We start from the raw sequence: 22,719 nt of genomic DNA, 5'->3' as shown, positions 1-22,719 counted from the left end.
GCGGCGTCAAATTCGGTCGGTGGCGGTGAGGGCGGCGGCGCGCCGCGCGAACCAGGCGCGCGCCTTGTCGCTGTCGCGCGCGATGGCGGCGGTCAGGGTGGCCAGGTCGGTGTACTTTTCTTCGTCGCGTATCTTTTCCAGGAATTCGACGCGCACCATCTTGCCGTAGCAGGACTGGGCGAAGTCGAACACGTGCACCTCCAGCAGCACGCGGCCGCTGTCGTCGACGGTGGGGCGCACGCCCAGGCTGGCCACGGCGGGCAAGGGCGCGGGCCCAAGGCCATGTACCTGGACGATGAAAATGCCCGACAGGGCAGGGCGGTGCGCGACGCGCAAATTCAAGGTCGGAAAACCCAGGGTGCGGCCCAGCTTCTGGCCGTGGATCACGTGGCCGGACATGGCGTAGGGGTGGCCGAGCAGCTGGCCGGCCTGGTCGAAGTCGCCCGCGGCCAGGGCGGTGCGCACGGCCGACGAGGAAATGCGCTGGGCGCCGTGCATCACGGTGGGCAGGGTCTCGACATGAAAGCCGTGGCGCTTGCCCGCTTCGGCGAGCATGGCGACGGTGCCGGCGCGCCGGGCGCCGAAACAGAAGTCGTCGCCCACCATCAGCCACTTGACGTGCAGGCCCTCGACCAGGACGCGCTCGACGAAATCCTGGGGCGAAATGGCGGCGAAGTGTTCGTTGAAGTGTTCGACGATGACCCGGTCGATGCCGGCGTTCGAGAGCGATTGCAGCTTGTCGCGCAGGTTGGCGATGCGGTTCGGCGCTTTCGACAGGTCGCCGGCGCGGCGCGCGAAAAATTCACGCGGGTGCGGCTCGAACGTCATCACGGCCGCTTCCAGTCCCAGGTCGGAGGCGGCGCCGCACACGCGCGCCAACAATGCCTGGTGGCCGCGATGGACTCCGTCAAAGTTACCGATCGTGAGCGCGCAGGGCGCGCGCGCCCTGTCGTTGGGAAGTCCGCGAAAAACCTTCATAGGGTGCTCTTGGGATGACTGTGCATGAACAGACCAACATAATCGAAACAGCGATTATACGTTCAAAGCTAAAAAGCGCTGCCTGCAAGATGCAGACAGCGCTTTTCAGTGGAACGACTGCGAAGCGGTGACGATCAAGCCATTGGATGGTTGATGGCCATGATCCAGTAGCGCGCCAGTTCGGCCGTGCCGTCCTTGCCGCCCACCGATTTGAGGGCGGTGATGGCTTTGGCTTTCTGGCCGGCGGCGGCGTAGGCCTGGCCCAGGCGCAGCTTGGCGTCGTCGGGATGCTTGAGGTGATCGGCGGCGATGGCTTTTTCCATCAGCGCCAGACCTTTTTCGGCCTGGCCGGCTTGCACCATGGCGTAGCCCAGGCTCACCAGACCGTCGTTATCGGCGACCTTCTGCAAGGTTGCTTCGGTGGTGGCGAGGTTCTTGTTGAAGTCGGCCAGGGTCTTATCGGCCAGGTCTTTCAGGCGCTGGTGACGTGGCGCGTCGGCACCCACGCCAAGGATGCCTGCCTTGTAACCCTTGTCGACGATCTTGACCGCTTCGGCGGCGGCGCCGTCGCGCAGGACCAGCTGGGCCAGTTCCATGTATTCGCTTGGCTTTTTCAGCAGGTTGTTGGCCAGTTGCAGGCGCGAGACGTCGACCCTCAGGCGGTCGGCGAAGCCGGGTTTGCTGACGATGCGGTTGAGCAGGTCGGCCCAGTAGCTTGCCTTCGGATAGTGGGCGGCCAGTTTTTCGATGGTCGCCACATAGCCGGCCTTGTCGCCGCTCTTGTTCTGCAGGTTGGCCATCATTTGCAGCGGTTCTTCCGGCGGGGTGCGGCCGGATTTGTCGTAGGAGCGCAGGTCCGCTTCGAGCAGCCTGGTGGCTTCGGCGGTGTTACCCATTGCCATGTAATTCTGGATCAGGTAGGCGCGCAGCTTCGGATCGTCGCGCTCCTTGAGCGAACGCTGGATGGCGGCGTTGGCCTTGCCGAATTCCTTGGCGCGCATGTAAATGCCGATCAAGCCTTCGGAGAAATTGGCGCGTTCGCTGGCGGACAGTTTGCCCGAGTCGATCAGTTTTTCGAAGGAGCGGGCGGCGGTATCGTAGTCGCCGGCGGTCGAGGCGGCGGCAGCGCGCACACGTTCGATCAGGTATTGCTCACTTGCGGTCGGGTTTTTACCGTCGAGCTTGCGCAGTTCGTTCAGCGCATCCTTCGCGCGTCCGGCTTGCATCATTTTCTGGGCAGCCTGCAAAGGACCACCGATTTCCGGGCGCACGGCTTCCGCCGCGTAGGCAGTGGACAGTCCGACGACGGGCGTTGCTGCGGTAAAGCCAAGAGCGGCCAGGGCGAGGCCGAGATGTGCGAGACGAAACTTGATCATTGGGACTCTTTCAATCAAAAGCGAAACGGCAGGTTTACCCTGCCGTATCGTCAATTAGCAATAGCGCTTATTGGAACTGCTCGTTACCAACCATACCAATCTTTTTCACACCCAGGCGCTGGGCAGTTGCCATCACGCCGGCAACATATTTGTACTCGACCAGCTTGTTAGGGCGCAAATGCACTTCCGGCTGATCCGCATCCGCCATGGCCGACACGGAATTCATCTTCGCTTCCAGGGCAGGACGGTCAGGAACGACCTCGTTGTTCCACAGAATCGTGCCGTCGAAGTCAACGTCGATCGTGACCACCACGGGTTCTCTTGTTGGCGGTGGAGGCGTGCCAACAGGCATGTTCAGGTTGACCGAGTGGTTCTGTTTCGGAATCGTGATGATCAACATGATAATCAAGACCAACATCACGTCGATCAAGGGGGTCATGTTCATTTCCATCATTGGTTCCGGATCCGCACCAGCGGCGGGGGAACCGACATTCATACTCATGATGTTTCCTTTTCTAATGTTGGAACCCGTAGGGCGCGCAAGCGATGCTGCCAGTGTCGCGCCCTACTCAAGGAGGGCTTAGCGGCCGCCAGTTTTATCTGGTGGTTCCGTGATGAAGCCGACCTTCTGAATCCCAGCACGCTGCGCCGTGAAGATGACTTTGCCGATGAACTCGTAACGCGTCTGTTGATCGCCGCGTACGTGCACTTCAGGCTGAGGCAACTTGACGGACTCCTTCTTCAGGAACTCGAACAGCTCGCTCGTATCGTTGAGGCGGGTCTGGTTCCAGTACATGTCGCCTTCTTTATTGACGACGATGTTCACCGTGGTTGGCTTAGGTTTCAATGCCTGGTTGGTTTCCGAAGGCAACGCGATCTTTTGCAGCTTCAGAACCACCGGACTCGTAATCAAGAAGATAATCAGCAGAACCAACATGATGTCGACAAGCGGCGTCGTGTTGATTTCTGACATGACTGCATCTTCTTCTCCGCTATCGGAGCCGACGCTCATGGACATGGTGAATTATCCGATCTTTTTCGCGCCGGCAGCACGGCCAGCTTCGCTCGTCGACATGGCACCCGAAATCAGGACCGAGTGAACGTCAGCGCTGAACGAGCGGACATCTTCCATGGCCGACTTGTTACGACGAACCAGCCAGTTGTAACCCAGAACCGCAGGAACCGCGACGAACAGACCGAAGGCGGTCATGATCAGCGCTTCACCCACTGGACCTGCCACTTTATCGATCGATGCGTTACCCGACATACCGATGGCGGTCAGTGCATTGTAAATACCCCACACCGTACCGAACAGACCGATAAACGGTGCGGTCGAACCAACGGTTGCCAGGAACGACAGGCCGTCTTGCAGACGCGATTGAACTTTGTCAACAGCGCGCTGGATCGACATCGTCACCCAGGTCGACAGGTCGATCTGCTCAAGCAGGGCGCCGTCGTGGTGGTTGGTTGCCTTGGTGCCGGTTTCAGCGATGAAGCGGAACGGGCTGCCTTCTTTCAGGGAAGCCGAACCAGCTGCGATCGACGAAGCTTTCCAGAACTTGGCCTGGGTTTCTTTCGATTGCTTGAAGATCTTGGCCTGGTCGATCAGCTTGGTGATCAGGATGTACCACGAACCCATCGACATCAGCGACAGGATGATCAGGGTGCCTTTGGAAACGAAGTCGCCTTCGGCCCACAGTGCTTCGATACCGTACGGGTTTTTGACCGCTTCTTTTTCGCCTTCTTTGACTGCCGGAGCGGCTGGGGCAGCTGCTTCTGGTGCTGGTGCCGGTGCTGCTGGAGCCGCAGCTGGAGCCGCTGCGTCTGCTGCAGGGGCTGCCGCTGGAGCAGGAGCGTCAGCGAAAGCTGGTGCGGAGACCAGCGCTGCAGCTGCTGTAACCGAGAACAGGACAGCCGCCAGTGCAGCGGACAAACGGGTATTCTTAAACATGCTTCCTCCAAATTTATAAAATAATCAGTTCGCTGAACATAATGACAACGAAAATCACAGTAGTGAGACTAAACTGCCGCCTCGGTTCTTAATCCAGCGTCCAGACGTATTGCATTTGCATCCACGCTTGTTCCGGCTTGCCATCAACCATGGTTGGCTTGAACTTGCATTTACTAATACCGGCCTGCGCCGCTTTGTCCAGATCGCGGAAGCCGCTCGACTTCACGATCTTCGAATCGGCGACGCGACCGTCAACACCAATCAGGAAAGACAAGGTTACCGTGCCGGTTTCTTCATTACGCAGGGAGGCTTTTGGGAACTCCGGTTTTGCGCAAGTGTTGAAATCGGCGACCGCTGCGACGCGGACGGGATTTGGATTAGCCGGCGCTGGTGGTGCAGGAGGCGCTGGTGGTTGCGGGCGCGACAGTTCAGCCGACGGCGGCTTCACATTGGTCGCCGAGGCGATCGTGTTTTGCACCGGTGGCGGTTGCTGTACGTTCACTTCGACCGGCGGAATAAATGGAGGCGGAGGCGCCTTCATTTCAGGCGGCGGCGGCGGTGGCGGAACATCCGGCGGAGGAGGAGGTTTGACCTCTTCGACGATCTTGGTTTCCACTGCTTCAGCCATTTTCGTGACCATGCGGGTGCCAAGACCGCTTACGATCCCCCAAGCCACCAATGCGTGAATAGCGATAACGACCGCAATGCCAGTGAAATTCTTCCCGGGGTTCTTATCATGCGAAAAATTCATGCCTGCTTTCTCCAATACCAACTCTTTTTGTTGCTACTAAACCCACAAAACACGACAAGACCTTGAGCCGCATCCGGGACGTCGGCGAATTATACCTACGAATCCTTTTTTTACCACACATTTTTACAGCTCCAAAACGGTTCGATTCAGAGTGTGAAAACGATTGTCAAAGCCTCGCTAGAGCCCGGACCTGCATCTTCTGGTAAAAAAAGCAATACTATAATGTGAAGGGCATGTTGAAACCGTACAACGTGCGGGAAATACTCGATTGTTTCGAATATTTCTTACAGCTTGCTGACATCGCGCCAAATAACATTCGACCCCCGCCGTGGCAATTATGCTAACTATAGCCAGTTTCATGGAGGGAGGGCGTACTGTTGAAAGCCACGGTTGCGCATCCGGGAACTTGCTGTCGAAAGGCTGGCTGCGCAGCGCCGGAAAGGGCGGCATCGGGGCGATGCCGGACCAGCCTGGCGCGCCAAGCTATGCGCCTGGCTAATGACTGTCATCACGTCAGCAATATAGCATATTGATGCGCGTGTACCAGTCTTTTTTGCGCGGGCATGGACGATTCTGTTGCGCTCATCTGGTAGGACCGGGTGGAGCGCCCGGCAGCCGGACTTCCACCGGATGGCGGCTCACGAGCGGGTGCGCTTCTCGCGCTTGCACTCCAGGCTGCTGAGGATGTTTCCGGACGGGTCCACGGTGTCCAGATGGACATCGAAGCCCCACAGGCGCGCCACGTGCTTGAGCACCTCCTGGGCGTGCTGGTTGAGCGGGCGCCGCTGGAACTGGGTGTGGCGCAAGGTCAATGCCCGATCATCGCGCGTGTTGACCTGCCAGACCTGGATATTCGGTTCGCGGTTGCCCAGGTTGTATTGTTCGGCCAGCTGCTGGCGCACGTAGCGGTAGCCGCGTTCGTCGTGGATGGCCGAGATGGTCAGCTTCTCGTTCTTGTCGTCGTCGAGCACGGCGAAGAAGTGGAAGTCGCGGATCAGTTTCGGCGATAGGTACTGGGCAATAAAGCTTTCGTCCTTGAAATTTCGCATCGCAAAGTCGAGGGCCACCCGCCAGTCGGTGCCGGCAATGGCCGGGAACCAGTCGCGGTCTTCCTGGGTCGGTTCCTCGCAGATGCGGCGGATATCGCTCATCATGGCAAAGCCGAGGGCATACGGATTGATGCCGTTGTAATACTGGCTGGTGGCGGGCGGCTGGTACACGACGTTGGTATGGCTTTGCAGGAATTCCATCATGAAGCCATCGCCGACGATGCCCTCTTTATATAGTTCCTGCAAAATCGTGTAGTGCCAGAAGGTGGCCCAGCCCTCGTTCATGACCTGGGTCTGGCGCTGCGGATAGAAGTACTGGGAAATCTTGCGCGTGATGCGCACCATTTCGCGCTGCCAGGGTTCGAGCAGGGGCGCGTATTTTTCGATGAAGTACAGCAGGTTTTCTTCGGGCTCGGGCGGGAAGCGCGGGATCGCGATATCGGCTGCTTCCTCGTCGCGCCGCGGCACCGTGCGCCACAGCTCGTTGACCTGTGACTGGGCGTATTCTTCGCGTTCTTTCTGGCGGGCATTTTCTTGCGCCATCGATAGCTTGGCGGGGCGCTTGTAGCGGTCCACTCCATAGTTCTGCAGCGCATGGCAGGAATCGAGCAGCAGCTCGACCGCATCGATGCCGTGCCGCTGTTCGCATTCGGCAATGTAGTTCTTCGCGAATACCATATAGTCGACGATGGCGTCGGCATCGGTCCAGGTGCGGAACAGATAATTGCCCTTGAAGAATGAATTATGCCCGTAGGCAGCGTGGGCGATGACCAGCGCCTGCATCGTCAGGCTGTTTTCTTCCATCAGGTAGGCGATGCAGGGGTTCGAGTTGATGACGATCTCGTACGCCAGGCCCATCTGGCCGCGCTTGTAGCTTTTTTCCGTGGACAGGAAATGCTTGCCGAACGACCAGTGGTTATACGACACCGGCATGCCGACCGAAGTATAGGCATCCATCATTTGCTCGGCGGTGATGATTTCGAGCTGGTTGGGGTAGGTGTCGAGGCCGAATTTTTTGGCGACACGGCGGATTTCCTCGTGCGCGTGCTCGATCAGGTCGAAAGTCCATTCCGACTGTTCGGGCAGGGCGCGCGGGTGTTTGGGGTCTCTTGGCATGGCTGTGTTCTCCTGGTGCCGGCGAGTTAACTATTTTGGCTGCTTCTTGAATAGTTCACGGAAGACTGGATAGATGTCGGCAGGTGTGACAATTTTTTGCATCGCAAAGTTCGCATGGTGATTCGACACTTCGGCGTACTGCTCCCACAGGTTCTGCGGCGGGCCGTCGGTAATTTCCACGTAGGTGTAATACTGGACCGAGGGCATGATGGTATTGATCAGCAGCTGCTTGCACAGCAGCGAGTCGTTGTCCCAATTGTCGCCGTCGGAGGCTTGCGCGACATAACTGTTCCACTCGCCGCTGCCGTAGCGCTCGCCGATGATCTTGGTCAGCAGGTGCAGGGCCGAGGACACCACGGTGCCGCCCGATTCGCGCGAATGGAAGAATTCTTCCTCATCCACTTCGGACGCGGCCGTGTGGTGGCGGATGAACACCACCTCGATCTTGTCGTAGGCGCGCTTGAGGAACAGGTACAGCAGGATGAAGAAGCGCTTGGCGGTATCCTTGCGCGTCTCGTCCATCGAGCCCGACACGTCCATGATGCAGAACATCACGGCTTGCGTCATCGGCTTCGGTACCTTGATGCGGTTGCTGTAGCGCAGGTCGAACGGGTCGATGAAGGGGATCGCCAGCAGCTTGGTGTGCAGATGATGGATCAGGCGCTTGAGTTCGACCACCCTCGGGTCGTCCAGCGGGGCGCCTTCTTCCAGCAGTTCGATCAGTTCGCTCTCGGCCTGCAGCACGGCCTTGCGCGAACTGCCGCCGACCGCGATGCGCCGCCCGAGCGCGCCGCGCAGGGAACGCAGCACGTGGATGTTCGATGGCGTGCCCGACATATTGTAGCCGGCGCGCTGGTTCTTGAATTCCGTGGTCGCGGTCAGCTGGGTCTTGACCATATTCGGCAATTCCAGGTCTTCGAAGAAGTAATTCATGAATTCTTCGCGCGAGAGCTCGAAGATGAAATCGTCTTCCGATTGCTGGTCGCTATTGCCCGCCTTGCCGCGGCCCGCTCCGCCGCCGCCCTTGGGCCGGCTGAACTGGTCGCCTTTCTGGTATTCCTTGTTGCCGGGGTTGATGGTTTCCCACACGCCGCCGTGGGCGTGGCCGAAATTCGGTTCGTTCACATCCTTGACGGGAATCGATACCTTCTCGCCATTTTCAATGTCGGTGATCGAGCGGCCCTTGATGGCGCGCCCGACAGCGTCCTTGATCTGGCTTTTGTATCGCCGTAGGAAGCGCTCTCGGTTGATCGCTGACTTGTTCTTGCCTTGCAAGCGTCGGTCGATGAGGTAAGTCAAAACGGGCCTCCTGCTTCAAATCCTGTTTGCGCCTGGCGGGCGCCGTTGGCGGCCAGGCGGACCATGACAGCCCGCCGAAGGCCGACTTACGACGACTTGCGCACGCGCAGATACCATTCGCACAGCAGGCGCACCTGCTTGGCGGTATATCCTTTTTCCACCATGCGCGCCACGAAATCGGCGTGCTTGTTCGCATCCTCGGCACTGGCCTTGGCATTGAACGAAATGACCGGCAGCAGTTCCTCTGTATTCGAGAACATCTTTTTCTCGATCACGGTGCGGAATTTTTCATAACTGGTCCACGCCGGATTCTTGCCGCCGTTGGTCGCCCGCGCCCGCAAGCCGAAGTTGACGATCTCATTGCGGAAATCCTTGGGATTGCTGATGCCGGCCGGCTTTTCGATCTTTTCCAGCTCGTTGTTGAGCGAATCGCGATCGAAGCTTTCACCCGTGTCGGGATCGCGGAATTCCTGGTCCTGGATCCAGAAGTCGGCGAAGGTCACATAGCGGTCGAAAATGTTCTGGCCGTATTCCGAGTAGCTTTCCAGGTAGGCGGTCTGGATTTCCTTGCCGATGAACTCGACATAGCGCTGCGCCAGGTGCTCCTTGATATAGGAGAAGTAACGCTGCTCGGTTTCGGGCGGAAACTGCTCGCGCTCGATCTGCTGCTCCAGTACATACAGCAGGTGCACCGGATTGGCCGCCACTTCGGTATTGTCGAAGTTGAAGACCTTCGACAAAATCTTGAACGCGAAGCGGGTCGACAAGCCGTTCATGCCTTCGTCCACCCCGGCATAATCGACATACTCGTGCATCGACTTGGCCTTGGGATCGGTATCCTTCAGGTTTTCGCCATCGTAGACCAGCATTTTAGAGAAAATGCTCGAATTTTCCGGGTCCTTCAGGCGCGACAGGATCGCGAACTGCGCCATCATCTTCATGGTGCCCGGCGCGCACGGCGCCAGCTCCAGCGAGGAGTTGCGGATCAACTTGTCGTAGATCTTGATCTCGTCCGACACGCGCAGGCAATACGGTACCTTGACGATGTAAATCCGGTCCAGGAAGGCTTCGTTATTGCGGTTGTTGCGGAAGGTTTTCCACTCCGATTCGTTCGAGTGCGCCAGGATGATGCCATCGAAAGGAATCGCGCCGAAACCCTCGGTCCCCTTGTAATTGCCTTCCTGCGTGGCCGTCAGCAGGGGATGGAGCACCTTGATCGGCGCCTTGAACATCTCGACGAATTCCATCAGGCCCTGGTTGGCCAGGCACAGGCCGCCGGAGTAGCTGTAGGCATCCGGGTCGTCCTGGGCATAATCTTCGAGCTTGCGGATATCGACCTTGCCGACCAGCGAAGAAATATCCTGGTTGTTCTCGTCGCCTGGTTCGGTCTTGGAAATGGCGATCTGCTTGAGCACCGACGGATAGCGCTTGACCACGCGGAACTGGTTGATGTCGCCATTGAATTCATGCAGGCGCTTGACCGCCCACGGACTTGGGATAGTACGCAGGTAGCGGCGCGGAATGCCGTAATCCTCTTCCAGGATGACGCCGTCTTCTTCCTCGTTGAACAGGCCGAGCGGCGATTCGTTCACCGGCGAGCCTTTCAGCGCATAGAAGGGCACCTGTTCCATCAATACCTTGAGTTTTTCGGCGATCGATGACTTGCCGCCGCCCACCGGGCCGAGCAGGTAGAGGATCTGCTTGCGTTCTTCCAGGCCCTGCGCGGCATGGCGGAAGTACGACACCACCTGTTCGATGACTTCCTCGGTGCCGTAGAAATCGCGGAAGGCCGGATAAATCTTGATCACCTTGTTGGCGAAGATGCGCGACAGGCGCGTGTCGTTGCGCGTGTCCACCAGGGTCGGCTCGCCGATCGCGGCCAGCATGCGTTCCGGTGCGCTGGCATAGGTGAGCTTATCCTTTTTGCACAGTGCCAGATACTCAGAAAGGGAATATTCCTCTTCGCGGGTACGCTCGTAGCGAGCTGCGTAGTTGTCAAAAATGGTCATTTGAATGTCCTTTAATGTGCTGTCACTACTTCACTGTCACTGGCAGACGTACCATCGGGATGCTGTCCAGCCCTGATCGTTGGCGTACTTCTTTGGACCGTCACGTGCTTTCCTGTTCCAGCGTGTCTGAAACAAAAAACGGATAAGGATATTTATTATTTTTACCGGTGTTCCCGGTGATTTTTCGATGCCGACAAGGTCTTTCTTACGCCTATGAAATTTATTATGTGCCTAATAGTTCCGGAAGTCAAAGTAATGTAGAGTAAGCTGATGTAACGATGTTAAGTGATTGATTTAAAACGGAAAAACAGCATGTTTCCAACCTTGTGCGCTGTCTCATTTTTGCCTTAGATGTTCGTTATGCATGTCGTCTTGATCAAGGTTTCCTGCACTAATGAAAGAAGAACATCGCGACCATCGAAGGTGATTGGATAGTGCACGAACTCGGCGTCCGATGGCGCACGAAAATCGCCTGGCGTGTCACACATTTTCCGCCCTGAACTTTGGCCGCGGCGTGCTTGCGCTACACTGCTGTCTGACGACACACCCATTACCGACGGAGAAATACGATGCTGAACGACCAGATGAGAAATATTGTGCAACAGATGCCCAAGGCCGAATTGCACATCCACATCGAAGGTTCGCTCGAACCGGAACTCATTTTTGCGCTCGCGCAAAGAAACGGTGTTTCCCTGGCCTATGGCTCGGTGGACGAGTTGCGCGCCGCCTATGCCTTCAGCGACTTGCAATCCTTCCTCGATATCTATTATGCGGGCGCCAGCGTCTTGCTCAAGGAGCAGGACTTCTACGACATGACCATGGCTTACCTTGCGCGTGCCCACGCCGACCATGTGCGCCATGCCGAGATCTTTTTCGACCCGCAAACCCACACCGCGCGCGGCGTACCGTTCGAGACCGTGATCAAGGGCATCTGGCGCGCCTGCCAGGACGGCCCCATCAGCGCCACCCTGATCATGTGTTTCCTGCGCCACCTGAGCGAAGATGACGCCATTGCCACCCTGGAAGAAGCCTTGCCCTTCCGCGACAAGATCATCGGGGTCGGCCTCGACTCGTCCGAGCGCGGCCATCCGCCCGAAAAATTCACCCGCGTGTTCGAGCGCTGCCGCCAGCTCGGCCTGCACCTGGTCGCCCATGCCGGCGAAGAAGGCCCGCCGGCCTATATCGAAACCGCGCTCGACGTGCTCAATGTCGAGCGCATCGACCACGGCGTGCGCTGCCTGGAAGACCCGGAACTGAGCGCGCGCCTGGCCAGGGAGCAGATCGCGCTGACGGTCTGCCCGCTGTCGAACGTCAAGCTGCGCGTGTTCGGCGCGATGGAAGAACATAACCTCGTGACCCTGCTCGACGCCGGCCTGGTCGCCACCGTCAACTCGGACGATCCGGCTTACTTCGGCGGCTACATGAACGCCAACTTCCTGGCCGTGTTCGACGCGCTGCCCCTGAGCGCCGCCCACGCGCGCCAGCTGGCCCGCAACAGCTTCACGGCCTCCTTTCTGGAGCCCGAAGCCAAGCGCGCCTTCCTGGCTGAAGTCGAGCAGTATTTTGCTGGTGTCGCCCTGTAAACCGGGCGCCACCTCTCCATGCTGATTCAATCGCTCCGAATGACCGCGCGCGACTGGCGCGCCGGTGAACTGCGCTTCCTGCTGATCGCCCTGATCATCGCCGTCTCGGCGCTGTCGGCGGTCGGTTTCTTCATCGACCGCATGCGCAGCGGCCTCAATCGCGATGCGCACCAGCTGCTCGGCGCCGACCTGCTGGTCAATGCCGACCAGCCGCTCGATCCGGCCTGGCGCGCCGAAGCCGTCAAGCGCGGCCTGGTGCTGGCCGACACGGTGACCTTCCCCAGCATGGCGCAGGCGGGCCAGGGCGAGCAATCGGTGTCGCTGCTGGCGGCCATCAAGGCCGTCTCGCCCGGCTATCCGCTGCGCGGCCGGCTGCGCATCACCACCAGCATGGACCAGGCCAGCGCCGCCCTCGGCGAAAAGACCGACACCACACCTGCGGCGGGCACGGTGTGGGTCGATCCGAATATCGTCAGCGCGCTCAAGACCGGTGTCGGCAGCCGCATTCGCGTGGGCGACAAGGAATTCACGATCACCAGGCTGATCGCCTCGGAACCGGACCGCGGCCCCTCGTTCGCCAATTTTGCGCCGCGCGTGATGCTCTCCATCGCCGACCTGGCCGCCACCGGCCTGATCGACAACGGTTCGAGAGTCACCTACCGCCTGCAGGTGAGCGCACCATCGAACAACGACACCAACAGCGTGAAGGCGTTTGAAGAATGGATCACGGCGCGCATCGACGCGGACAAGGTGCGCGGCGTGCGCGTCGAGTCGCTCGAAAACGGCCGTCCCGAAATGCGCTCCACGCTCGACCGCGCCGACCGCTTCCTGTCGCTGGTCGGCCTGCTCTCGGCCATGCTGGCGGCGGTCGCCGTGGCCATGGCCGCGCGCCGCTTCATGCTGCGCCACCTGGACGCCTGCGCCATGCTGCGCTGCCTCGGCCTGACGCAAAACCAGGTCACCATGCTGTACCTGATCGAATTCGCGCTGGTCGGCCTGGCCGGCAGCGCGCTCGGGGTGCTGGTCGGCTTCGGCGGTCACTTCGTGCTGATGCAGCTGATCGGCTCCATGCTCAGCACCGACCTGCCGCCGGTTTCCTTCCTGCCGGCGCTGCAGGGCATCGCCACCGGCATGCTGCTGCTGGTCGGCTTCGCGCTGCCGCCGGTCCTGCAACTGCGCAATGTGCCGCACAACCGGGTGATCCGGCGTGAACAGGCAGCCCCCAAGCCGATGGCGCTGGCCACCTACGGCCTGGGCCTGATCGTATTCGTCGGCCTGATGCTGTGGCAGGCGGGCGACGTCACCCTGGCGCTGTCCACCGCGGCCGGCTTCCTGGGTGGCTTCGCCGTCTTCGCGCTGGTGGCCTGGGGCAGCCTGGCAGCCCTCAAGACGCTGCGCGGCGCGGTCGATAACCAGAGCTGGCGCTTCGCCGTCACCTCGCTGCAGCGCCGCCCGGGCGCCACCATCGTGCAAGTGGTGTCGCTGGCGCTCGGCCTGATGGCCCTGCTGCTGCTGACCGTGGTGCGCGGCGACCTGATGACGGCCTGGCGCAGCGCCACTCCGCCGGACGCGCCGAACCGCTTCATCATCAACATCCTGCCCGACCAAAAGAACGAAGTCGCCCAGCGCATCGCCGCCGCCAGGGTCAGCGAAGCGCCGATGTTCCCGATGATCCGCGGGCGCCTGACCGCCGTCAACGGCCAGCCGATCACCGCCGCCAGCTACGCCGACGACAATGCGCGCCGCCTGGCCGAGCGCGAATTCAACCTCTCGACCATGAACGACATGCCGGCCTCGAACCAGATCGTGGCCGGCCGCTGGTACCGGGATGCGCCTGGCGTGGCCGAAGCCTCGGTCGAGCAGGGCATCGCCAAGACGCTCGGCCTGAAACTGGGCGACACCATGCGCTTCGACGTCGGCGGCACTGTGGTCGACACGAAAGTGACCAGCCTGCGCAAGCTGGAATGGGGCTCGATGCGCGCGAATTTTTTCGTGATCATCAACCCGGGGGCGATGGAGAAAACCTCGCAAACCTTCATGACGGCCTTCCACCTGCCGCCGGCGCAAAGCGCGTTCACCAACGCCCTGACGCGCGATTACCCGAACCTGACGGTGATCGACGTGAGCGGCATCATCCGCCAGTTGCAGGAAGTGCTGGACCAGGTGGTTGCCGCGGTCGAATTCCTGTTCTTGTTCACCCTGGCCTCCGGGGTGCTGGTGCTGTACGCGGCGCTGATGGGATCGCAGGACGAGCGCACCCGCGAGGCGGGCCTGCTGCGCGCGCTGGGCGCGACCCGCAAGCAGCTCTCGCGCGCGCAGTGGATCGAGTTCTCGCTGGTGGGCGGACTGGCGGGCCTCTTGGCCGCGTCGGGCGCGGCGGCGCTGGGCTGGGCGCTGGCCACTTACCAGTTCAAGTTCCCGTGGATTTTCAGCCCGATGGTGTGGCTGGCCGGGCTGGTGGTGGGCGCGTTGTGCGCCATCATCGGCGGCTGGCTCGGGCTGCGCAATGTCCTGCGCCAGCCGCCCTTGCAGACCTTGCGCGGTACGTAAGCACCTTGGCATCAGGACGCCATCTCGCGCTCGTGCAGGAAGGCCGCGAACGGGTGGGCTGGTTGTTCCAGCTGGCCCGGTGCCAGCGGGAACAGTGCCCAGTAATAGTTGGTCTGCGTCCCGCGGCAGCGCTGCGCGGGCGCGGTCCAGCGGTGCCAGTTGCGGGCGAAATCGCGCGCATACATGCCGTCGCCCTCGCGAAAATACGGCACGATGCAGCGCTCGCGCACCGCCTGCAGGAACGACGGCGGCGCATCGTTGTCGCAACCCACCTCGTAGTGCGCGTTCATCCCGGCCTCGGTTTCGACCACCATCAGCTGGGCGCGTCCGCGCGCGTCGTACAGCAGGATGCCGGCCGGATTCGGATACAGATAATGTTCGACGATCCCGTGCTGCTCCGCCACCATGCGCACCACCGCGGAAAACGCCGGGTCGCTCAGGAAGCTGTGGTTGTGCAGCTCCAGCAGGTCGCGCAGCGGATCGGAGCGGGCCGCGAAATACGCCTGCTGCAGCGCCACGATTTCGGCTTCGAGCTTGTCGAGCGCATCGTCGTCGCTCTTTTTGATGTAACGGTCGATCAGGCCGCGGTTGAAGGCGTCGACCGCCACTTTTTCGTCGGCCACGCCGGTAAACAGGATTTTTTTGCAGGGCAGGTGGCGCAGCGCTTCGCACAGCTCCAGGCCATCCATCTGCGGCATCGAATAATCGACCACCACCACCGACGGCGTCATGAAGCGTTGCGGCTCGAAGCTGATGCGGTGGATCTGGTCGATGTCGAAGGCGACGTTGCAGCGCTCCTTTGACCCGGGATAGGTATCGTAGCTGGCCGCCAGCCGGCCGGGCTGGCGTTCGCCGTAGGCGCCGATCCAGGCCAGCGCGCTGCTGGTATCGGCAAAACATTTGCTGGCCAGGGCCGGGTCGAGCTGGAAGGCGACGCTTTTCAGGAAGCTGTCGCTGTCGTCGATCAGGACGGTCAGGCTGGGATGGCTGTAAATCGGCAGGGGCATGCTGGGCCTTTCATAGGGAGTCAATGCGAGGGCGGCGCCGCGGCCACGCGAGGGAATTCGAGCACGAACATGGTGTAGCCAAGCTCGCGCGAGACGCAGCGGATGCTGGCCTGCCAGGCATCGATGATGTCCTTGCACAGGGCCAGCCCGATGCCGGCGCCGGAACTGGGCGGGTAGGAATAGAAGCGCTGGAAGATCATCGGCAGCTGGCGCGCGGCGATGCCACAGCCGGTATCGATCACCAGCAGGCGCGGCGTGTCGGGACGGCCGTCGACGACGATGCGGATGCGCCCCTTGCCGGCCCGGTGCAGCGCCTTGAGCGCATTGCGCAGCAGGTTGAGCAAAATGACGACCGACAGCTCGTGCTTGCCGGCGAAGCGGAAGTCGGTGCGGATGTCGACCTTGACCGCGTCGCGCTGCGACTGCGCCGCGAACGGATAGCGCCGGATCACCGACTCGACCACCTCGCGCATCGATATCACCTCGGTCGCTTCGAGCTGCTGCTCGACCGCGCTGGCCGACAGCAGGAACAGGTCGATCATGTGGTTCATGTGGCGCACCTCGTACTGGATGCGCGCCATCGCCTCGCTCATCGCCTGCCAGTCCGCCTCGCTGGCGCGGGCCGGCGGCGTGATGCGGCGGTGGATGCCGCGCACATTGGCCTCGACGCTGATCAGGGGCGTGCGCAGTTCGTGCGACACGCTGGCCAGGCCGTGCGCCATGCCGGCCAGCTTTTCGCGCTCGAGCGCCCCGCGCCCGGCCTTGGCCACCGACACGGCGACGATGGTGAAGGCGTAGATCGGCAGCTGTTCCAGCACGGTGGGGCTGAGCATGAAGGCCGGTTCGCCGACCAGCGCGAACAGGGCGCAGGCCAGCACGGTGCCGGTGGCGCAGGCGCTCAAGGCCAGGCGCGTGCGGAAGTGGAACAGCACCGTCAGCGCGATCAGCAGCGACTGGCTCCACACGGCCGAACCGTGATTCATCAGGTACATGAAGGCGAACTGGAACGGCAGCACATACGTCACCGCGATGAACAGATAGGCATTCACGAAGCGCCCGCGCAGCAGGCGCCCCGGGGCCAGCGCGGGCAGGCACAGGGCCGCGCCGACCAGGCGCAGGGTGAGGCTCTCGAACTCCTGCGGGAACCAGTAGGTCCAGATCGAATAATAGGCCGGCATGCCCAGAAAGCCGATCCACGCCAGCACGATGAAGCGTCCGGCCGCATGGGCGTGATGACGCTCGTTGTGCGCCAGCCATCGCAGCAGCCAGTGCAGAACGAATTCACGCAAGCGGTCGGTGAAAAACGGGGCAGGGGCGCTGGCAAACATCATGGAATGCTTTCCGGACTCGCACAGATGGCGGGAAAGAACAATCTTGACCTATGTTGATATTTTGCAATTTGATATATGTCAAGTCCCATCGATGTTGCACGAATGTCAAGGAAGGGCGGCACAGAATGAATAATTTTTCCAAGGAGAATTCATGTCTTTTGCTGCCGATCAAATTTCGACTGCCGTGCGCGCCGAACTGGCCATGCCATCCTTCGTCACCGGCCGCATGGATGAGCATTACGTGACGCGCGTGGCGCAGTTGCTGGGCGGTGAACATCTGCACGTGTGGACACCGCCCCAGCCCGGCGCAATCATGTTGGCCAGCAACGACTACCTGTGCATTTCCGGCGAAGCGGCCTTGCTGGAGGCGCAGGCGCGCTGCCTCGTCGCGAGCCGTGCGGGCATGCTGATGTCCTCCGTGTTCCTGCAGGAGGGCAGCGCCCAGCACCGGCTGGAAGCGAAGCTGGCCGCCTTCTTGGGTGCCGAAGACGCGGTGCTGACCCAGTCCGGCTGGGCCGCCAATGTCGGCCTGCTGCAGACCATCGCCGGGCCGGGCGTGCCGGTCTATCTCGACATGATGGCGCACGCCTCGCTGTGGGAAGGCGTGCAGTCGGCGCAGGCCGCGGCGCTGCCGTTCCTGCACAACGATGCGGCGCACCTGGAGCGCCAGGTGCGCAAGCACGGTCCCGGCGTGATCGTGGTCGATGCGCTGTACAGCACCAACGGCAGCGTCGCGCCGCTGCACGACGTCGCGCGCATCGCCGCCGACAGCGGCAGCATTCTGGTGGTGGACGAATCGCATTCGGTCGGCACCCACGGTCCGCGCGGGGCCGGACTGGTGGCGGCGCTGGGGCTGGAGGGGCAAGTGCACTTTCGCACCGCCTCGCTGGCCAAGAGCTTCGCCGGGCGCGCCGGCTTCATTACCTGTTCCAGCCATTTCAAGGGCTACTTCCTGTCGGCCTCGCGCCCGGCGATCTTCAGCTCCTGCCTGCTGGAGCACGAGCTGGCGTGGTTCGATGCCGCGCTCGACTTCATCGCCGGCGCCGACGGCCGCCGCGCCGCGCTGGCGCGGATCACGCGCACGGTGAGGGAAGGCCTGCGCGCCTTGGGCTACAACGTCGACGACGGCAGCGAACAAATCGTCGCGCTCGAAGCGGGGCCGGAACCGCGCACCCTGGCGCTGCGCAAGGCCTTGGAAAAGCGCGGCGTCCACGGCGCCGTGTTCTGCGCGCCAGCCACCGCCAAGAACCGCTCGCTGGTACGCCTCACGCTCAACAGCGGCCTGACGGGCGCGCAGTGTTCTCGCCTGATCGAGGCCTGCGCCGACATGCGCCTGGAGGTGGGCATGGACAGCTGGCCCTCCACGCGGCGCCTGCGCCGCCTCACACTGGTCTGACAGCGGCGCGCCTGCTGCGCTATCATGGCGGCATGAGTGAACCACAAACCCTGTATGACGTCATCGGTGGCGAAGCGCGCGTGCGCGAGATGGTCGACCGCTTCTACGACCTGATGGAGCTCGAACCCGAGTTCGCCGGCATCCGCACGCTGCATCCGCCGTCGATGGAAGGCTCGCGCCAGAAGCTGTTCATGTTCCTGAGCGGCTGGATGGGCGGGCCCGACCTGTTCGTCGAACAGTACGGCCATCCACGCCTGCGCGCGCGCCACCTGCCGTTCGCCATCGGCAGCAGCGAACGCGATCAGTGGCTGCGCGCCATGGCGTGGGCGATGGAAGACATCGGCATCGACGAAGCGCTGCGCTTGCGCCTGATGGAGTCGTTCTACCAGACCGCCGACTGGATGCGCAACAAAGACGGCTGATTCGATGACCCAGACCGAATTCCTGATCCTCGCCGCGCTGGCGGTTGTCATCATTATTTTGCAGGTGGTACTGCTGCTGCGCGCGCGCGGCAGCAGCGGTGGCGCCGCGCAGCTGGAACGGCTGGAACGCGAGCTGCGCCTGGAATCGCAGGCCGGCGCCCAGGGCACGCGCCAGGACATCGGCGCCAGTCTCGCGCAATATCACGGCGCCACCGTGCAGCAGCTCGACAGCATGCGCCAGCAGATTCACCTGGCCAGCGTCAGCGGGCGCGAAGAGCAGTCGGCCACGCTCAAGCGCTTTGCCGATACCATGCACCAGACCCTGTCGGCGCTGACCGAATCGAACGCCCGGCGCATGCTCGAAGTGCGCGCGACCTTGGAAGCGAAGATCGGCGACCTGCAGAACGATAACGGTGCGCGCCTGGAAGAAATGCGCAAGACGGTCGACGAGAAGCTGCACGCCACCCTGGAGACGCGTTTGTCCGAATCGTTCCGCCAGGTGTCGGAGCGCTTGGAGCGGGTGCACCAGGGACTGGGCGAGATGCAGCAGCTGGCGATCGGCGTGGGCGATCTGAAACGAGTGCTCACGAACGTGAAGACGCGCGGCACCTGGGGCGAAGTGCAGCTTGAAATGCTGCTCGAACAGGTGCTGACGGTGGACCAGTATGCGAAGAATGTCGAGACCATTCCCGGCAGCGGGGCGCGGGTCGAGTTTGCGATCAAGCTGCCCGGCCATGTCGAAGGCGGCGCGCCGGTGTGGATGCCGATCGATGCCAAGTTCCCCAAGGAGCAGTACGAACGCTTGCTTGACGCGGCCGACCGGGCCGATGCCGACGGCGTGGCGCTGGCCGGGCGCGAGCTCGAACGTGCTGTGCGGCTGGAAGCGAAGACCATTTGCGACAAGTACGTTTCGCCGCCGCTGACCACCGATTTTGCGATCCTGTTCCTGCCGACCGAGGGGCTGTATGCGGAGGTCATGCGCAGGCCCGGCCTGGCCGACGATCTGCAGCGCACCTTGCGCGTATCGATTGCGGGACCGTCGACCCTGTCGGCGATTCTGAATAGTTTGCAGATGGGATTCCGTACGCTGGCGCTGGAAAAGCGCTCGTCCGAAGTGTGGCAGGTGCTGGGGGCGGTGAAGACGGAATTTACCAAGTTTGGCGATGTACTCACGCAGACCAAGCTGACCCTGGAAAAGGCGGCCAAGAATATCGAGAATGCGGAAGTGCGCAGCCGCCAGATGGCGCGCAAGCTCAAGTCGGTGGAGGCGTTGCCGAGCGAAGCGGCGCAGCTGATGCTGGGGCCTGATATCGACAGTGAGGGGTGAGAGCATGTTTCGACGTTAGCGGATGCAACGTCGCCCCCGCGCCAGGGCGGCACTCGGTGGGGGGCCAAGTTTTCCGCTCAGTCGTTAGCGGCTCTACGAACTTGGGCCCCCGCCTGCGCGGGGGCGACGGAGGCTAGAGCAGGCGACGCAGGCTAGAGCGGCGACAAGTGCGGGCGGCGCCGCCGCGCGGCGCCCAGCACCGCAGCCAGTCCTAATCCCATCATCATCCATTGTTCCGGCTCGGGCACTGGTACCGCGGGCAGGTTGGTGTCGGGGACGGGCGTGAGGTCGATGCCGGTAGTCGGCCCGTCCCTGAACGGCGGCCCGAAGCCCCCAGGCCCGATTGGCGTGACTGGAACCCCACCCTGGTAGGCAATCAGTCCCGGTGGCGTGCTCGGTGCGCGCTCGGCGATGGGTGACTTAGGCTCGGCGCTGGTGCCGCGCAGCGCGAGCGCCAGTTCGCTTTCCGGTGCCGCTGGTTCTGCGGACAGCGACATCGACGAACCGGGGCCGCCCTCGGCGTGCCTCCTCGACGGTCCGCTGGTACCCAGGCGATGAATGCGGCTCACGTTGCGGCACACTGTCGGCACCAGGATGCAGTGATCTCCTTCGCAATACACCAATCCCGCCTGTTTGGTCCTGGCGCTCCAGCCGGCGCGCGAGACGCTGCCGCACACCGTGCCGGCGCCGAAATGCATGTCGCGGATCTTTGGTTCGTAGTCGTTCTGGCCCTTGATCGAGTCGCGTCCGATGGTCACGAATTCGTCGAAGTTGCGGTCCGCCATGCGCTCCTTGAGACGCGCACGCACCAGCGGCGGAATGTCGCGATAGCGGTCCACGGCCGCCACCACATCGCCCATGAAGGGATTTACGCCGGGATGATCCCAGTCGCATTTCTCGATCCGTTGACCGGACGCTGCCTGGACTTGGTTCGCCGCCAGTATCAGCACCGCTCCCAGCATCAACACCCAGGCCCGCACAGGGCGAGAAACCTTGTAGCTTGCGACGGCAATGCGGGTTGCGGGCATCATGATCTCTGACCAATCTGATTAGCGTAGAGATTGATACTAGCAAGCGAACAGGTCCGTTCGCCCATAAAACATGCCCATCAGGATGATAGTATTTTGCTATTAAGGATGCTTTTAAGGCATTTCTCCTATGAACACTCTATGGAAAATACAGCAACGAATAGGCAAGCTATGACAAATCACAGTGATTAAAAAACAACGTAATTATCATAGTGATCACAATTAAACCGATGTGCAATAGATTTGTCAGATCAAGCCGTCGAACACAATGATGTCGACCAGATCGCCCGCATCGACGTTGCCTTGCTCGTCGTGCAAGACCACCATGCAGTTCGCTTCGCTCATCGAACGCAGGATGCCGGAACCTTGCGAGCCGGTGATACGCACGCTCTGCCAGCCCTCGCCATCGCGTTCGAGGATGCCGCGCTGGTATTCGGTGCGCCCCGGTTTTTTGCGGATGGCGCCAGCCGAACGTACCTTGAGCATCGGCAGCGGCGCATCGGCGCCCATCATGCGCAGCAGCGCGTCGCGCGCGAAGAAGTAGAACGATACCATCACGGCGACCGGATTGCCGGGCAGGCCAAACAGAAACGCATCGTGGCCGTTCGATGCAATACGCCCGAACGCCAGCGGCCGGCCCGGGCGCATGCCGATCTTCCAGAAGCTCACGTCGCCCAGTTTGGCCATGATCTGGCGCGTGTAGTCGGCCGCGCCGACCGATACACCGCCCGAAGTGACGATGGCATCCACGTTTTCGCAGGCGTGGCGCAGCGCGTCTTCCAGCGCTTGCGGATCGTCGCGCACGATGCCCATGTCGACGATCTCGCAACCCAGGCGCGTGAGCATGCCGTGCAGGGTGTAGCGGTTGCTGTCGTAGACGCAGCCGGCGTCGAGCGGCTGGCCGATCGAACGCAGTTCATCGCCGGTGGAAAAGAACGCCACGCGCAGGCGCCGCGCCACCGGCACCGTGGCGATGCCGAGCGATGCCAGCAGCCCCAGGTCGGCCGGGCGGATGACTTTACCCTTGCGCAGGGCGGCGCTCCCAGTCATCAGGTCTTCGCCCGCGAAGCGGCGGTTGTCGCCGCTGCGGATCACGCCCGGTGCGATGGTGATGCTGTCCTCGCCGATTGCCGCGACCAGCTCCTGCGGGATCACGCTGTCACAGCCGGCCGGCATGACGCCGCCGGTCATGATGCGCACGCATTCGCCGCTGCCCGGCACCACCCCGGACGGGCGGCCCGCGAACACCGTGCCCATCACCGCCAGGGTGACCGGGCTGTCCGCGGACAGGTCGGCGCCGCGCAGGGCGTAGCCGTCCATGGCCGAATTGTCGTGCGCCGGCACGCTGATCGGCGAAATGATGTCAGCACCCAGCACCCGGTCCAGCGCCGCCAGCAGCGGCACTTGTTCGATAGCGTCGACCGGCTTGATGAAATCGCGGATGATGCGCTGCGCGTCGCGCACGGGCAGGGCGTCCGGGTCGTAGGCCGACAAACAGCTGGTGACGTCGTTCAGGGTTGGCATGGTCATGGTGTGCTTGGATGAG

At 61.8% G+C, this 22,719-nt stretch carries 18 protein-coding genes; 5 read left to right on the top strand and 13 right to left on the bottom strand.

All coding sequences use genetic code 11. From position 1 onward, the window contains the following. Window positions 1–6 precede the first annotated feature (6 nt). The 9 genes from IV454_RS01130 to IV454_RS01090 all read right to left on the bottom strand — a co-directional run bounded on the left by IV454_RS01130 (window position 7) and on the right by IV454_RS01090 (window position 10,529). Window positions 7–978 carry a bifunctional riboflavin kinase/FAD synthetase gene (locus tag IV454_RS01130; RefSeq protein WP_054264209.1) on the bottom strand — a complete coding sequence of 324 codons (972 nt, stop codon included), beginning with the start codon at window positions 976–978 and terminating at the stop codon, window positions 7–9. Window positions 979–1,112: 134 nt separating this feature from the next. Then, window positions 1,113–2,354 (bottom strand): tetratricopeptide repeat protein, encoded by a 1,242-nt coding sequence (locus tag IV454_RS01125; RefSeq protein WP_206089818.1) that lies wholly within the window; start codon window positions 2,352–2,354, stop codon window positions 1,113–1,115. A 67-nt stretch (window positions 2,355–2,421) separates the two neighbouring features. Beyond that, window positions 2,422–2,856, bottom strand: coding sequence for an ExbD/TolR family protein (locus IV454_RS01120; RefSeq protein WP_181002670.1), 435 nt, complete (start codon window positions 2,854–2,856; stop codon window positions 2,422–2,424). A gap of 78 nt (window positions 2,857–2,934) precedes the next feature. Further along, complete coding sequence (locus IV454_RS01115) at window positions 2,935–3,372, bottom strand: ExbD/TolR family protein (RefSeq protein ID WP_054264207.1); 438 nt, start codon at window positions 3,370–3,372, stop codon at window positions 2,935–2,937. Between the two features lie 6 nt (window positions 3,373–3,378). Continuing rightward, on the bottom strand, window positions 3,379–4,305 hold the full coding sequence (locus IV454_RS01110) for a MotA/TolQ/ExbB proton channel family protein (RefSeq protein WP_206089817.1): 927 nt from the start codon (window positions 4,303–4,305) through the stop codon (window positions 3,379–3,381). Window positions 4,306–4,393: 88 nt separating this feature from the next. Next, a complete protein-coding gene (locus tag IV454_RS01105; protein ID WP_206089816.1) occupies window positions 4,394–5,056 on the bottom strand; it encodes an energy transducer TonB in 663 nt (220 codons plus the stop codon). Window positions 5,057–5,694: 638 nt separating this feature from the next. After that, a complete protein-coding gene (locus IV454_RS01100; RefSeq protein ID WP_206089815.1) occupies window positions 5,695–7,221 on the bottom strand; it encodes a SpoVR family protein in 1,527 nt (508 codons plus the stop codon). 30 nt (window positions 7,222–7,251) lie between these two features. Then, window positions 7,252–8,520 carry a YeaH/YhbH family protein gene (locus IV454_RS01095; protein ID WP_206089814.1) on the bottom strand — a complete coding sequence of 423 codons (1,269 nt, stop codon included), beginning with the start codon at window positions 8,518–8,520 and terminating at the stop codon, window positions 7,252–7,254. Between the two features lie 86 nt (window positions 8,521–8,606). Next, window positions 8,607–10,529: a PrkA family serine protein kinase gene (locus IV454_RS01090; protein ID WP_206089813.1), complete on the bottom strand. Its 1,923-nt coding sequence runs from the start codon at window positions 10,527–10,529 to the stop codon at window positions 8,607–8,609. 569 nt (window positions 10,530–11,098) lie between these two features. Between IV454_RS01090 and IV454_RS01085 the strand changes: the two genes are divergently transcribed. After that, complete coding sequence (locus IV454_RS01085) at window positions 11,099–12,112, top strand: adenosine deaminase (protein ID WP_206089812.1); 1,014 nt, start codon at window positions 11,099–11,101, stop codon at window positions 12,110–12,112. A gap of 18 nt (window positions 12,113–12,130) precedes the next feature. After that, window positions 12,131–14,662 (top strand): ABC transporter permease, encoded by a 2,532-nt coding sequence (locus IV454_RS01080; protein ID WP_206089811.1) that lies wholly within the window; start codon window positions 12,131–12,133, stop codon window positions 14,660–14,662. A gap of 11 nt (window positions 14,663–14,673) precedes the next feature. On the opposite strand, the gene IV454_RS01075 is transcribed toward IV454_RS01080, so the two are convergent. Both IV454_RS01075 and IV454_RS01070 read right to left on the bottom strand, forming a co-directional pair. Continuing rightward, a complete protein-coding gene (locus IV454_RS01075; RefSeq protein ID WP_206089810.1) occupies window positions 14,674–15,669 on the bottom strand; it encodes a response regulator in 996 nt (331 codons plus the stop codon). A 20-nt stretch (window positions 15,670–15,689) separates the two neighbouring features. Further along, window positions 15,690–17,000 (bottom strand): sensor histidine kinase, encoded by a 1,311-nt coding sequence (locus IV454_RS01070; RefSeq protein ID WP_229521987.1) that lies wholly within the window; start codon window positions 16,998–17,000, stop codon window positions 15,690–15,692. 151 nt (window positions 17,001–17,151) lie between these two features. Between IV454_RS01070 and cqsA the strand changes: the two genes are divergently transcribed. The 3 genes from cqsA to IV454_RS01055 are packed head-to-tail and all read left to right on the top strand — an operon-like array spanning window position 17,152 to window position 20,145. Then, the gene (gene cqsA / locus IV454_RS01065; protein ID WP_206089809.1) at window positions 17,152–18,396 is read left to right on the top strand and encodes an alpha-hydroxyketone-type quorum-sensing autoinducer synthase; all 1,245 of its coding nucleotides are present in this window, start codon (window positions 17,152–17,154) and stop codon (window positions 18,394–18,396) included. Between the two features lie 32 nt (window positions 18,397–18,428). Continuing rightward, entirely contained in the window at window positions 18,429–18,818 is a 390-nt protein-coding gene (locus IV454_RS01060; protein ID WP_206089808.1) for a group II truncated hemoglobin, read from the top strand. Between the two features lie 4 nt (window positions 18,819–18,822). Further along, window positions 18,823–20,145: a DNA recombination protein RmuC gene (locus tag IV454_RS01055; protein WP_206089807.1), complete on the top strand. Its 1,323-nt coding sequence runs from the start codon at window positions 18,823–18,825 to the stop codon at window positions 20,143–20,145. Between the two features lie 152 nt (window positions 20,146–20,297). Here the strand turns inward: IV454_RS01055 and IV454_RS01050 are convergent, their stop codons facing one another. Both IV454_RS01050 and moeA read right to left on the bottom strand, forming a co-directional pair. Further along, on the bottom strand, window positions 20,298–21,176 hold the full coding sequence (locus IV454_RS01050) for an MHFG family PEP-CTERM protein (protein ID WP_206089806.1): 879 nt from the start codon (window positions 21,174–21,176) through the stop codon (window positions 20,298–20,300). Between the two features lie 243 nt (window positions 21,177–21,419). Next, entirely contained in the window at window positions 21,420–22,703 is a 1,284-nt protein-coding gene (moeA, locus tag IV454_RS01045; RefSeq protein WP_206089805.1) for a molybdopterin molybdotransferase MoeA, read from the bottom strand. Window positions 22,704–22,719: the final 16 nt, after the last annotated feature.

It is taken from the genome of Massilia antarctica (assembly GCF_015689335.1).
Taxonomy (GTDB): Bacteria; Pseudomonadota; Gammaproteobacteria; order Burkholderiales; family Burkholderiaceae_D; genus Telluria_A; species Telluria_A antarctica.
This window is presented reverse-complemented; position numbering and strand designations above follow the sequence as displayed.

What these genes read in the sequence shown, in the direction of transcription:
- IV454_RS01060 (WP_206089808.1), top strand. Translation starts at nt 18,429, where the DNA reads ATGAGTGAACCACAAACCCTGTATGACGTCATCGGTGGCGAAGCGCGC.
- IV454_RS01055 (WP_206089807.1), top strand. Translation starts at nt 18,823, where the DNA reads ATGACCCAGACCGAATTCCTGATCCTCGCCGCGCTGGCGGTTGTCATC.
- IV454_RS01130 (WP_054264209.1), bottom strand. Translation starts at nt 978, where the DNA reads ATGAAGGTTTTTCGCGGACTTCCCAACGACAGGGCGCGCGCGCCCTGC.
- IV454_RS01105 (WP_206089816.1), bottom strand. Translation starts at nt 5,056, where the DNA reads ATGAATTTTTCGCATGATAAGAACCCCGGGAAGAATTTCACTGGCATT.
- moeA (WP_206089805.1), bottom strand. Translation starts at nt 22,703, where the DNA reads ATGACCATGCCAACCCTGAACGACGTCACCAGCTGTTTGTCGGCCTAC.
- IV454_RS01090 (WP_206089813.1), bottom strand. Translation starts at nt 10,529, where the DNA reads ATGACCATTTTTGACAACTACGCAGCTCGCTACGAGCGTACCCGCGAA.
- IV454_RS01110 (WP_206089817.1), bottom strand. Translation starts at nt 4,305, where the DNA reads ATGTTTAAGAATACCCGTTTGTCCGCTGCACTGGCGGCTGTCCTGTTC.
- IV454_RS01115 (WP_054264207.1), bottom strand. Translation starts at nt 3,372, where the DNA reads ATGTCCATGAGCGTCGGCTCCGATAGCGGAGAAGAAGATGCAGTCATG.
- IV454_RS01125 (WP_206089818.1), bottom strand. Translation starts at nt 2,354, where the DNA reads ATGATCAAGTTTCGTCTCGCACATCTCGGCCTCGCCCTGGCCGCTCTT.
- IV454_RS01080 (WP_206089811.1), top strand. Translation starts at nt 12,131, where the DNA reads ATGCTGATTCAATCGCTCCGAATGACCGCGCGCGACTGGCGCGCCGGT.
- IV454_RS01050 (WP_206089806.1), bottom strand. Translation starts at nt 21,176, where the DNA reads ATGATGCCCGCAACCCGCATTGCCGTCGCAAGCTACAAGGTTTCTCGC.
- IV454_RS01120 (WP_181002670.1), bottom strand. Translation starts at nt 2,856, where the DNA reads ATGAGTATGAATGTCGGTTCCCCCGCCGCTGGTGCGGATCCGGAACCA.
- IV454_RS01100 (WP_206089815.1), bottom strand. Translation starts at nt 7,221, where the DNA reads ATGCCAAGAGACCCCAAACACCCGCGCGCCCTGCCCGAACAGTCGGAA.
- IV454_RS01085 (WP_206089812.1), top strand. Translation starts at nt 11,099, where the DNA reads ATGCTGAACGACCAGATGAGAAATATTGTGCAACAGATGCCCAAGGCC.
- IV454_RS01070 (WP_229521987.1), bottom strand. Translation starts at nt 17,000, where the DNA reads ATGATGTTTGCCAGCGCCCCTGCCCCGTTTTTCACCGACCGCTTGCGT.
- cqsA (WP_206089809.1), top strand. Translation starts at nt 17,152, where the DNA reads ATGTCTTTTGCTGCCGATCAAATTTCGACTGCCGTGCGCGCCGAACTG.
- IV454_RS01075 (WP_206089810.1), bottom strand. Translation starts at nt 15,669, where the DNA reads ATGCCCCTGCCGATTTACAGCCATCCCAGCCTGACCGTCCTGATCGAC.